9 protein-coding genes are annotated in these 12,101 nt (G+C 73.8%); 5 read left to right on the top strand and 4 right to left on the bottom strand.

The annotated features are described in order from the left end of the window. Positions 1–217 precede the first annotated feature (217 nt). The 3 genes from ACZ7KX_RS37600 (at position 218) to ACZ7KX_RS37610 (ending at position 3,131) form a co-directional block, all read left to right on the top strand. The gene (locus ACZ7KX_RS37600) at positions 218–982 is read left to right on the top strand and encodes an SIS domain-containing protein (RefSeq protein ID WP_350524907.1); all 765 of its coding nucleotides are present in this window, start codon (positions 218–220) and stop codon (positions 980–982) included. A gap of 239 nt (positions 983–1,221) precedes the next feature. After that, complete coding sequence (locus ACZ7KX_RS37605) at positions 1,222–2,253, top strand: DUF4231 domain-containing protein (RefSeq protein ID WP_470330442.1); 1,032 nt, start codon at positions 1,222–1,224, stop codon at positions 2,251–2,253. 11 nt (positions 2,254–2,264) lie between these two features. Beyond that, positions 2,265–3,131 (top strand): alpha/beta fold hydrolase, encoded by an 867-nt coding sequence (locus ACZ7KX_RS37610; RefSeq protein WP_396552242.1) that lies wholly within the window; start codon positions 2,265–2,267, stop codon positions 3,129–3,131. Between the two features lie 46 nt (positions 3,132–3,177). Here ACZ7KX_RS37610 and ACZ7KX_RS37615 read toward each other — a convergent pair whose 3' ends face one another. From ACZ7KX_RS37615 to ACZ7KX_RS37630, 4 genes are all read right to left on the bottom strand, one after another. Then, entirely contained in the window at positions 3,178–4,143 is a 966-nt protein-coding gene (locus ACZ7KX_RS37615) for a 2-hydroxyacid dehydrogenase (protein WP_470330443.1), read from the bottom strand. A gap of 37 nt (positions 4,144–4,180) precedes the next feature. Beyond that, on the bottom strand, positions 4,181–8,188 hold the full coding sequence (gene fxsT, locus ACZ7KX_RS37620; RefSeq protein ID WP_470330444.1) for an FxSxx-COOH system tetratricopeptide repeat protein: 4,008 nt from the start codon (positions 8,186–8,188) through the stop codon (positions 4,181–4,183). Continuing rightward, the gene (locus ACZ7KX_RS37625; protein ID WP_470330445.1) at positions 8,185–9,666 is read right to left on the bottom strand and encodes a TIR-like protein FxsC; all 1,482 of its coding nucleotides are present in this window, start codon (positions 9,664–9,666) and stop codon (positions 8,185–8,187) included. Before ACZ7KX_RS37625 ends, fxsT begins: the two co-directional genes overlap by 4 nt. A gap of 187 nt (positions 9,667–9,853) precedes the next feature. Continuing rightward, the gene (locus ACZ7KX_RS37630; RefSeq protein ID WP_470330446.1) at positions 9,854–10,786 is read right to left on the bottom strand and encodes a helix-turn-helix transcriptional regulator; all 933 of its coding nucleotides are present in this window, start codon (positions 10,784–10,786) and stop codon (positions 9,854–9,856) included. A 55-nt stretch (positions 10,787–10,841) separates the two neighbouring features. Between ACZ7KX_RS37630 and ACZ7KX_RS37635 the strand changes: the two genes are divergently transcribed. Together ACZ7KX_RS37635 and ACZ7KX_RS37640 are read left to right on the top strand one after the other, a co-directional pair. Further along, positions 10,842–11,453 carry an NIPSNAP family protein gene (locus ACZ7KX_RS37635; protein ID WP_470330447.1) on the top strand — a complete coding sequence of 204 codons (612 nt, stop codon included), beginning with the start codon at positions 10,842–10,844 and terminating at the stop codon, positions 11,451–11,453. Between the two features lie 201 nt (positions 11,454–11,654). Beyond that, a partial coding sequence (locus ACZ7KX_RS37640; protein ID WP_470330448.1) for a DUF4097 family beta strand repeat-containing protein occupies positions 11,655–12,101 on the top strand: 447 nt, incomplete at its 3' end.

Raw genomic sequence — 12,101 nt, forward strand, 5'->3', positions numbered from 1 at the left:
GCTGGCTCCGTTCTTCGGTGTCCTCATCGCCAATTCTGACCTACCGGGGCGACAACCGGGGCCGCTCGGGGGCTTCCGGTACGGCATTTCGTTCCTGTTGACAGCGGGACCGCCGGGACGCGACCGTGCTCGCCGTAGCTTTCTCCACCGGCGGTCTGGACCACCCGGACCGCCCCACCCGGCCGGCTCCCTCACCGGCAGAGAGCGGAGGCACCAGATGAACGACCTGGTCGGCAGGTACTTCGACGCCGCGATCGCCCACCTGCAGCGGGTCCGCGAGGAGGAGGCCGACACCATCGAGGCCGCCGCCGCGCTGCTGGCGGAGGCGATGGCCGAGGGCCGCCGGGTCTTCACCTTCGGCGCCGGACATTCCTCGCTGCCGGCCCAGGACGTGGTCTACCGGGCGGGCGGCCTCGTCCCGGTGAACCTGCTGAACGTGCCCGGGACGGCCGGGGTGACGGTGATGCCCGCTCCGCTGTCGAGCGCCCTGGAGAGGGTCCCCGGGCTGGCCACCGCGACCCTCGACCTGACCCCGGCGACCACCGGCGACCTGCTGTTCGTGATCTCGCTGTCCGGCCGCCAGGTCATGCCGGTCGAGCTGGCCCGGTACGCCCGGGACCGCGGGCTGAAGGTGGTCGGGGTGACCTCGCTGGCCTACCCGCAGGAGGTGCCCTCGGCGCACCCGTCCGGCACGTACCTGAAGGACCACTGCGACGTGGTGCTGGACAGCAAGATCGCGGTCGGCGACGGCGAGCTGACCCACCCGGGCGCCGAGACCACCTTCGGCCCGGTCTCCACGATCGTGACCAGCGCGCTGATGCAGGCCGTGGTCGCCTCGGCGGTGGGCCGCCTCGCCGACCGGGCCGCGGCCGGGGAAGCCCCCGCCCCGCCGCTGTTCCGCTCCGGCAACGTCCCGGGCGGCACCGAGTGGAACGCCCGGCAGATGGCCGACAACGCCGAGCGGGTCCTCTACACCTACTGACCCGTCCGCGCCCGTACGCCCGCCGACCCGCCCCCGCCCGGCGGGCCGCCGCACCCCGCACGCTGGGTGGCGACATGAACACGCGGAGTACCGGACAAACCACCGGGCCTTCCCGGCCAATGCGGGCCGCCCGGGGCGGCGCCAGGCGTACCGGGAACCCGCCCGGGGCAGGAGAGCGGAGCGACCGGAGCGACGGGTGGGGGCCGAACATGGCGTCTGGGGCGGGACGGACCGGGTGGGTGCGTGAGCGGGACCTGCTGCCCGGATTCTTCTGGGCCGCCGACGCGGCCTCGCTGCGCGGGCAGCGCCGTTCGGTGCTGCTCTCCGCCTGGGAGCTGGTCCTGCTGGTGGTCGCCGCCGCGACCGGCTCGGCCGACGGCGAGCCCTGGGCCTGGCCGGCCGCCGTCGCCTACCTCGGCGCGGTGGCGCTGGCGGTGGTGATCAGCCGGCAGAACCCGCAGGGCCTCTGGTACGAGGGCCGGGCGGCCGCCGAGTCGGTGAAGACCCTGGTCTGGAAGTACGCCGTCCGGGCCGACGCCTACCAGCCGCCGCCGCGCGCCCTGCCGGACGCCGAGGGGCTGTACCGCTTCCAGCTCGGCCGGGTGCTCGGCGCCTTCCGGGACGGCCCGGCGGCCGTGCCGGGGAGCGGCCCGGCGGCCGTGCCGGGGAGCGGGACGGGGAGCGGGGCGGACATCACCGCGGCGATGCGCGACCTGCGCGAGCAGCCGCTGGCGGTGCGCCGCGAGGTGTACCTGGCCGAACGGATCCAGGTGCAGCACGACTGGTACCGCGCCAAGGCCCGCTACTGCGCCCGGACCGGCCACTGGGCCGGGGTGCTGGGCGTGCTGCTGCCCGCGCTCGGGCTGGTGCTCGCCCTGCTGCGGGCGCTCGGGGCGTTCACCTACGACGCGCTGGGCACCGTCTCGGCCGTGGCCGCGTCGGTCACCGCCTGGGCGCAGCTGCGCCAGTACCGGCCGCTGGCCGCCGCGTACGGGCTGGCCGCCGAGGAGCTGGCGCAGATCCAGCGCCAACTCGCCGAGCTGGACCTGGACTCGCCGGAGGCCGAGGAGATCTGGGCCCGGCTGGCCCGGGACGCCGAGGACGCGATCTCCCGCGAGCACACCACCTGGCAGGCCCGCCGGGAGGTGCGCACCACCACCGACCGGGAGCAGGAGCACGACCGGGAGCAGGACCGGGACGGCGCCCGGGAGCAGGAGACCGAGCGGGAACACGGAACCGCCCCGGAGCACCGAACCGACCGGGAGCACTGAGGAGGCCGCAGGTGTCGTTACGGATGGTCAAGACCGCGGACGACCGCGCCCTCGCGGTCGAGTCCCTCGGCGACCCGCGCGGCCGGCCGGTGTTCCTGCTGCACGGCATGCCCGGCAGCAGGGTCGGCCCGCACCCGCGCTCCACCGTGCTGTACCGGCTGGGCGTGCGGCTGATCTCGTACGACCGGCCCGGCTACGGCGACTCGACCCGGCTGTTCGGCCGCCGGGTGAGCGCGGCGGCGGCCGACGTGCGGGCCATCGCGGACGAGTTCGGGCTGGAGAGCTTCGCGGTGCTCGGCCGCTCCGGCGGCGGCCCGCACGCACTGGCCTGCGCGGCGCTGCTGCCGGAGCGGGTCAGCCGGGTCGCGGTGCTGGTGGGCCTCGCGCCGCGCAACGCGACCGGCCTGGACTGGTACGCCGGGATGACCCCGTCCAACGTCCGGGCCTATCAGGAGGCCGAGCGCGGGCACGGCCGGATCGCCGACGCGATGGAGTTCCGCTCCCGGCAGATCAAGGACGACCCGGTCCGGCTGCTGAACGGGCTGCGCACCGAACTGTCCCCCGCCGACCGGGAGGTGGTGGCCGACAGCGGGCTGCGGCGGATGCTGCAGAGCAACTACCGGGAGGCGTTCCGGCACGGCGCGGACGGCTGGATCGACGACGTGCTGGCCTTCACCGCCGACTGGGGCTTCGAGGTCGGGTCCATCGGTGTCCCGACCTGGCTCTGGCACGGCGCGGACGACCAGTTCTCGCCGGTCGACCACTCCCGTTGGCTGGCCGACCACATCCCGGCCGCCGAACTGTTCCTCGAACCCGGCGCCGCGCACTTCGGGGCGTTCCGGGTGATGACCACCGCCCTGGCCTGGGCGGCGGGCTAGCCCGGCCCGGTCGGTCCGCACCGCACCGGGCCGGAGCCGCACCCCGTCAGCGCCGCACCGGGGTGAGCGGTTCCGCGCCGCCGAGCACCGCGAGGACGTTGTCGACCGCCAGGCCGCCCATCGCCTGCCGGGTCGCGACGGTGGCGCTGCCGAGGTGCGGGGCCAGCACCACGCGCTCCTGGGTGAGCAGCGCGGCCGGGACGACGGGCTCGTGCTCGAAGTTGTCCACGGCGGCGGCGAACAGCGCCCCGGACTCCAGCGCGGCGGCCAGCGCCTCCTCGTCCACCACTCCGGCGGTCATGCTGACCACCACCGCGCCGCGCGGCAGCAGTGCCAGGCGGCGGGCGTCCAGCAGGTGCCGGGTGGCCTCGCCGAGCGGGCAGGTGACGACCAGCACCGTGGAGGTCGCGAGCAGCTCCTCCAGCGGCTTCCAGTCGGCGCCCTCGGCCTGCTCGGGCGGCAGTTCGCGGCGGTTGTGGTAGCTGACCGGCATGTCGAAGGCGCGGGCCCGACGGGCCACGGCCTGCCCGATCCGGCCCATGCCGAGCACGCCCAGCGGGGTGCCGGCCAGTTCCAGGCCGAGCAGGAAGTTGGGCGCCCACGTCCAGGGCGCGCCGGAGCGCAGCAGCCGCTCGCCCTCGCCGAGCCGGCGGGTGGCGGCCAGCAGCAGCGCCCAGGCCATGTCGGCGGTGGCGGTGGTGAGCACACCGGGGGTGTGCGTGACCAGCACGCCGCGCTCGGCGCAGGCGGCCAGGTCGATGTTGTGGTAGCCGACCGCGTGGTTGGCGACGATCCGCAGCCCGGGGCCGGCCGCGTCGAGGAACTCGCCGTCCACCCGGTCGTCCAGGGTGGTGAGCACCGCCTGCCGGCCGCGGACGGCGGCGAGCAGCTCGGACCGGTCCATCGCCCGGTCGGAGTCGTGGTGGGTGACGGCGTGGTGGGCGGTCAGCCGTTCGATGACGCCGGGCGCGAGGCGCCGGGTGACCAGGACCGGGGGCGGGGTGTCGACCATGGTTCGGCAGCGTACCCCGCCCCCTGCCGGGACGGCCTCACACCGGCTGCGGCTCCAGGTCGCGGTTGATCCGCTTCCAGCCGCGCGCCGACACCGTGTTGGGGTGTTCCTCGCCGAACTGCCGGATCAGCTCGGCGATCGACCGCGAGCGCAGCTCGGCGGCCTGGGTGTGCCGGCCGGCCGTCCGCAGGGTGACCGCCAGGTTGGCCTCGCAGGCCACCGCGTCCGGGTGCTGCGCCGAGTAGCGCTCGCAGAGGCCCTGGTGGGCGGCCCGGCCGAGCTGTTCGGCGAGCGCCAGCTGCCCGTCGTCGCCGTAGGCGTTGGCCAGGTTGATCATCGCGTTGAGGGTGTACGGGTGCTCCGGCCCGACCGAGCGCGTCAGTCCCTCGACGGTGAGCCGGCCGCGTTCGATGGCGCCCTGGACGTCGCCGCTGCCGCGCAGGTAGATGCCGAGGTTGTTGGCGCAGGCCAGGGTGAACGGGTGCTCGTCGCCGAACAGCCGCCGGTGGCCCTCGAAGACGGTGGAGCAGAGGTCGCGGGCGGCCTCCTTGTCGCCGAACGCGCTGTGGTCGGCGGCCAGGTTGAGCGCGCAGGCGAGCGCGTCGGGGGCGTCGGCGCCGTAGCGCTCCAGGTAGCGCTCGTAGGTCTCCTTGGTGATCCGGCGGGCCTCGGCGAGCTGGCCCATCCGGCGCAGCGAGACGGCCAGGGACTTGGCGTTGCGCAGGCTCTCCGGCAGGCCGGGGTCGAGCCCGTCGCCGAAGTCCGCGGTGACCTCCTGGAGCAGCTCCACCGAGCCGTGGTAGTCGCCCAGTTCGCGCAGGTCGCGGGCGAGGGCGGACTTGGTGATGAGGGTGTAGGGGTGCTTGGGGCCGAGGACGGCGGTGCGCCGGTCGAGGGTCTCCTGGTCGAGTTCGCGGGCGGCCTCGCTCTCGCCGACCAGCCGGTAGTCGATCGCCAGGTTGTTCGCCATGGAGAGCGTGCGCGGGTTGTCGTCGCCGAACAACTCGCGGAACTGGTCGAGGATCTCGCGGTCGAGGTCGAGCGCGGCCTGGAACCGGCCGAGCGCCCGGCGGTCGGCGCCGAGGGAGCCGGCCGTCATCAGGGTGTACGGGTGGTGCTCGCCGAGCAGCGCTCGCTGCCGTTCCAGGGTCGCCTCGTCCAGCGCCAGCGCCTCGGCGTAACTCCCCTGGGAGCGGAGGACGTTGGCCAGCTGGAAGCGCAGCAGCAGGGTCTGCCGGTCGTCCTCGCCGAGCTTGCTGGTCCACTCCGCGTCGAGGGCGTGGCCGAGGTCGCGGGCGCGGTCGAGCTCGCCGCGCTTCCACAGGTAGCGGACCCGGTCGATGAGCAGCTGGCGGGTGTCCGCCTCGTCGCAGTTGTGCGCCTTGGAGGGCGACAGGTGCGGCCAGATCTCGTCGAAGGCGGGCCAGTTGGCCGGGTCGTCGGTGTCGCCGAGGACGGGCCGGGCGCCGGTGAGGATGCGGTGCACCTCGTGGACGGCGACCTCCTGTTCGTCGGCGGTCATCCCGGCCCGGATCACGGCCTGGACCAGCCGGTGCACCTGGAAGCTGTTGCTGCCGGCGTCGACCTTGGCCAGCGCGTACCGGCCGATCGCCTGGATCACCTTGCCCAGCATGAACTTGTCGCTGAGGTCGGCGTCGTACTTCACCAGCGCCCTGATCATCTGGTCGCTGTAGAAGAGGTTCATCGAGATCGGCTCGGGTGCGAAGAACGCGCACAGCTGCAGCAGCCGCACCGCCGCCGGGGACTGCTGGCGCAGCCGTCCGATCGAGACGTTCCAGGTCGCCGCGACGGGGGTCGGGTAGTCGGCGGGGCGGCCGACGGCCAGCGCGCGGGCGGCCTCGGCGTGCAGCTGGGCGACGTAGGTCTCCACCGGGGTGCCGGTGGTGTCCAGCCAGGCGGCGGCCACCTCGACGGCCAGCGGCAGGTCGCCGACCGCCTCGGCGACCCGGTCGGCGTCGGGCCGGGAGAGGCTGCGGGCGCGCCGGCACAGGTGCTCGACGCTCTCGCCGCGGGTGAAGACGTCCACCTCCAGCGCCTCGGCGTGCCCGGTCCAGGCCTGGTTGCGGGAGGTGACCAGGATGTGGCCGGAGCCGCCGGGGAAGAAGCGGCGGATCTCGGCGGGCTCGTCGGCGTTGTCGAAGATCAGCAGCCAGCGCGAGGTGGGCACGCCGCGGCGCAGTGCCTCCCGGGCGGCCTCGGCGGCCTCGGTCACCGAGTCGCCGACTCGCAGGCCCAGCCGGCGGGCGAGTTCGGCGAGCGCCGGGGCGACCAGCTCGGTCTGCTCGGCGTCGATCCACCACACCAGGTCGTAGTCGGACATGAAGCGGTGGGCGTACTCCAGCGCCACCTGGGTCTTGCCGACGCCGCCGAGCCCGTACAGGGTCTGCGGGGTCGGCAGGACGGCCGCCATTCCGCCGCGCAGCTGGTTGCGCAGCTGCTCCAGGACGGCGGAGCGGCCGGTGAAGGAGGGGTTGCGGGGCGGGACGTCCCACACCGACGGCTTGCTGCCGGGGAAGCGCGGCCCGCCGTTGGGGGCGTCGTCGAGCGGCACGTCGCCGCGGCCGAGCGCGCGCAGCAGGCTCTGGATCGACTGCGTCTCGTCGCGGCCGACCAGGTCGACGGGGTTGCGGTTGCTGAACGGCGCGGTGAGCCGGACGTCGCCGACCCGGACGGGCAGCAGCTGGCGCCGGGTGCCGGACGGGTCGGAGCTGACCACCGACTCCCACAGCGCCCGGGCCTGCGGGGAGCGCTGGTAGGCGGGCGAGAGCACGGCGACCGTCCGGAAGGCGGAGTCGATGCCGCGTTCGGTCTCCTCGCGCGGGTCGGTGCCGGCGCTGAGGTCGCGGGGCAGCACCCGGAAGCCCGCCCGGGTGAGGACGGACTCGATCCAGTCCGCCCACATCCGGTCCTCGGGGACGTAGGAGAGGTAGAGGTCGGCGGGGACGGACGGGCGGCGGCGGGTGAACGCGTCCACGTAGCGCAGCCGTACCGCCTCGTCCACCGGCGGCAGGCCGGAGACCCGCCCTTCGGTGATCATGGAGGTCAGCCGCTCGCAGGCGGCCAGCATCGAGGTGGGCGTGCCGGTCTGGTCGCCGAAGGTGGCCAGGATCTCCTCGTAGGCGTAGAACGGCCGGTACGGGATCTCCACCGAGCCCCAGTACTGGGCGAGTTCCTCCCCGCCCAGGCCGGTGGGCAGGCCGTCGAAGCGGACCCGGGCGAGCGCGCGGCCGGCGTCCGCCTTCTCCTTCTCGCCCTCGTCGATGCGCATCGGGACGGGCAGGATGCGGATGCCGCGCTCGCGGTAGCGGTCGTGGATGTGCTGGGCGATCCGGGAGGCGCCGTCGATGGACTGGTCGCTCAGGGTGAAGCAGACCACCAGGTCGTCGGGCATCTGGACGGTGCAGATCTCGGCGATGTCGGACAGGCCGGTGCGGGAGTCGATCAGCACGTAGTCGTAGCGCTTGGCCATGTCGGCCTTGAGGGCGTCGAAGAACTGCCCGCCGTCGAAGCGGTCGTAGAAGATGTCCCAGTCGAGGTGGGTGACGGCCTCGGAGTAGTCCCGGTTGAACTGGCCGGCGGAGAGGAAGTCCAGGCTGCCGCCGTCCGGGAAGTGCGGCCAGGTGAGCGACAGCGCGTGCGGGTGGACCCGGGCGAAGTCCAGGTGCCAGCCCTCGGCGTGCTCGACCGGGCGCAGCGCCTCCTCGCGGTACTCGGCGATCAGGTCCATCATCCCGGTGGTCCCGGCGAGCGAGGCCGGGTCGAGGAAGGGGTGGAAGAACTTGGCCAGGCCGGGCGCCTCCAGGTCCCAGTCCACGGTGAGCACCCGGAAGCCGTTGGCGGCCAGGATCCAGGCCGTGTTGGCGAGGGCCATGGTGCGGCCGGTGCCGCCCTTGTAGGAGTAGAAGGTGATGATCCGGCCGTTGCGGTCCTGCTCCGCGGCCTGCCGCTCGGCCTCCCGCCGGTCGGCCAGGTCGGCAGCGGTGAGGCCACCGAGGCGGAGGTTCCTGGTGCGGTTCTCGGTCATCGGTTTCCTCGTCCTCCCAGGGGCGCCATCCCGTCATCGGGGTCATCGCCGTCGTCGCGGTACGGGTCGTGCTCGCGGTACGGGTCGTTGCGGTGGCCGGTGCGCTCGCCGGAGCGGTCGCGGTGGCCGGGGTCACGGTGGCCGGCGTCCCGGGCGCCCCGGCCGTTGCCCTGGTTCCGGTCCTCGTCGAAGGGGTCCGGCCCGGTTCCGTCCGGTCCGTAGCCGCCTCCCCCGCGCCGGAACGCGTCGCGCAGGCTGGGCCGGGGCGGTGGCGGTTCCTCGGGTTCGGCCCTGGTGCGTCCCTCGAAGGCGTACTTGGCCTTCATCGCGGCGCGGGGCAATGCGTCGTCGAAGTCCTCCAGCGAGTGCAGCCCGGTCGGGCCGGTGGCGCCGAGGAAGCTGGGGCGGCTCGCGCGCCGGGTGATGCGCAGGGCGTCGTCGCTCAGGTCGCCCAGTTCACCGGCTTGTTCCTCGCACTCCGGGTCGTCGGCGTTCCACGGTTCCAGGACGCTCACCCAGGTGGCGTCCGAGCGGTCGAAGCGCCGCACCAGCTCGCGCCGGCGCGGGTCGCGCAGCGCCCACCGGTCGAGCAGCAGCAGGCCGGGGGCCTCGGCGTTGCCCCCGATGATCGACTCGACCTCGTCGTCGAACTCGTGCACGGTCGGCTGGAAGCCCAACTGCCGTGCCAGCCGGACCGCGTGCTGGGCGATGGGCGAGCCGACCGGCCGGTACGGGTGCCAGTCGGTGCGCCGCTCGCCGTAGTAGTCGGGGTTGCGGTCGCCCGGCAGCTCGCCCTGGTGGTAGGCGAGGACGGAGATCCGCAGCTGCTTGGTGGGCGCGGTGACGTTGAAGGCGCTGGGCAGGGCGTTGAATTCGAGCCGCCGCCCGATCGGGATCACGGTCTCCTCCGCCACCTGCACGATCCGGGCCGCCAGGCGGTGCACGGCCAGCTCGTAGGCGGAGCGGAAGTAGCTGAGCTTCATCAGGGCGTAGAGGCCCTCGGTGGCGTAGTCGGGGCCGAAACTCGCGTGGTTGAACTGGAGTTCACTGGCCACCTTGGGCAGCCGGTAGCGGCTCATCGGCGCCCACAGCACGGGGACGATGCCGCTGGTGCGCTCGGAGTCGAGGTTCGCCGGGTAGACGGGGCGGCGGGTGAAGGCGTGCCACTCCTGCCCGCACGGCACGCTGTTGAAGTACCGGGGGGAGTAGAGCGGGACGAACACCCGGCAGCTCGCCAGCTCGTCGGACAGCCGGTCGGCCCACAACTCGCCCTGGTGCATGGACTCGTCCATGAAGCCCACCGGCACCCCGTCGGGCACGGTGGTCAGTTGGAGCACCGCTTCGCAGAGGTCCCGGTACAGCTGCCGGACCCAGTGGTTGGGGTCGCCGGCGCCACGCGCACCGGCTTTCGGGGTGTGCGCGTAGGAGAGGAAGAAGTACGGCCGGGTGTCGTCCTCGTCCCAGCCCCGGTCAGTCACACGCGCCTCCCCCGGGCCCGTCGGCAACCTGCCTCCCGCAGCCCCCGTGCGGCGGGGCTTCAGTGTAGGAACGACTGACACCCCAATGGAATAGCACAACGACCCGCACGAATTGACATGACCGAAACGATGCTGCTGCCTCCGCCGCAGGAGCAGTACCCTCGCTCCGCTCCTCCGCCCGTCCGCCTCACGCGGTGTAGCGGGCGGCCAGGGCCCGCGCCGTGGCGGCGATGCGGTCGCGGAGTTCGGCCGGTTCCAGTACCTCGACGTCGGTGCCGAGCCGCAGGAACTCGCCGTGCGCGTGGTCGACCGACTCGATGGGCACCCGGGCCTCCGTCCGGCCTCCCCCGGCCGCGGGTGCCACGCCGAGGCGGCGGGCGCCCTCCGGGGTGAGCCGGACCAGCGCCTCCCCGGTGTGCAGCCGCGCCCGGAAGTCGTCCAGGTAGCCCGCCCAGTACGCGCCCAGGTCGAACCCGTCCGGTACGACGAACTCCTCGTCCTGCTCCCGGAGTCCGATGATCTGATCGACCCGGTACGTCCGCAGCCCGGCCGGCCCGGCCGCGACCAGGTACCAGCGCCCGGCCTTCAGCACGAGCCCGTACGGCTCCACCCGGCGCTCGATCTCCTCCGGCACCCGCCAGCGCCGGTACCGCAGGACCACCGCCCGCCGCGCCCACACCGCGGCGGCGACGCCGGCCAGGTGCGGGGTGGCGTCCGCGTCGCCGTACCAGCCCGGGGCGTCGAGCAGGAAGCGCTCCTGGATCCGCCCGGCCTGCTCCCGCAGTCCGGCCGGCAGGGCGGCCCGCAGCTTGAGCTGGGCGGCGGCGAGCGCCCCGCCGAGGCCCAGCTCGGCGGCGGCGCCCGGGAGCGCGGCGAGGAAGGCGGCCTGCGCCTCGTCCGCGGTCAGCCCGGTCAGTCGCGTCCGGTAGCCGTCCACCAGCCGGTAGCCGCCGGCGTGCCCGGCGTCGCCGTACAGCGGGATGCCGGCCGCGGCGAGCGCCTGGACGTCCCGGTAGACCGTGCGGACGGAGACCTCCAGCTCCCCCGCCAGCTGCTCGGCCGTCATCCGGCCGCGGTTCTGCAGCAGCAGGAGCAGGGTGACCAGCCGACTCGCGCGCATGGCGCCAGTATCCACTGCCGGGGGATGTCAGGGGACCACCCCTAACCTGCGGCGCATGACCATCGTCGAGCTCCGCCAGTACACCCTGCACCCCGGCGCGCGGGAGACCCTGATCGAGCTGTTCGAGCGCGAGTTCGTGACCGGGCAGCAGGCGGTCGGCATCACCGTCGGCGGCCGCTTCCGCGACCTTGACGACCCGGACCGCTTCGTCTGGCTGCGCGCCTTCCCCTCGATGCCCGAGCGCCGTCGCGCACTGGAGGCGTTCTACGACGGCCCGGTCTGGCAGGCGCACCGCGACGCGGCCAACGCCACCATGGTCGACAGCGACGACGTCCTGCTACTGCGCGGCCCCGGCTTCACCCCGCCGCCGGGCACCCGCGAGGTGCTCGCCACCGTCTGCCGCCTCGGCGCTCGCCGTCCCGATGTCGATGCCGATGTCGATGTCGATACCCGTGCCGGCGCCGCCACTGCCACTCCCACTGCCTTCGAGGCCTATGCCGAAGAGAATCTGAGCCCGCATCACGCGCTGCACCGCACCGAGCACGCCGAGAACGACTTCCCCCGGCTGCCCGTGCGCACGGGCGAGGACGTCCGCCTCTGGTTCGGCCCCGCCGCACCGGCGCCCTGGCCCCTCCGGCGGCTGCGACTGGAGCCCGTGACGCCGTAACAGCGGCCCGCAGAGCGTTCACCCTCATCCCATTGCAACGCAAGGGGCGAGGGTCGTTGCATTAAGCCTGCGCCCAGCGCAACGATTTCTCCACTTCCACCTGCAGTGATGGCTATTTGAAGCAACGGAGCTGTTGCCTGATCTTTGAACGCAACGTAGCTTTTCCATCGTCAGAAACACCGACGAACAACGGAGAGCACGATGCAGACCTTCGACACCCCCGCCGCGATCACCGCCGTCCTGAACGTCCCGGCCGGCCGGGTCCAGCTGATCGCCGCCGACCGCCCCGACACCACCGTCGAGGTCCGCCCCGCCGACCCCGGCAGGAACCGCGACGCCCGCACCGCCGAGCAGACCACCGTGACCTACACCGACGGCGTCCTGAGCATCCGGGTGCCCGAGGCCGGGAACCAGCTCCTCGGCCCCGGTTCGGTGGAGGTCACCGTCCAGCTGCCGGCCGGCTCCGACGTCGAGGCCGAGGCCGCCTCCGCCGAACTGCGCGTCGTCGGCCGCCTCGGCGCCCTCGCCTTCGACGGCGCCTACCGCCGGATCAAGATCGACGAGGCCGCGAACGTCCGCCTCACCGCCGTCGACGGCGACGTGGAGATCGGCCGCCTCACCGGCCCCGCCGAGATCAGCACCGCCCGC

Source organism: Kitasatospora sp. NPDC038210 (genome assembly GCF_055600605.1).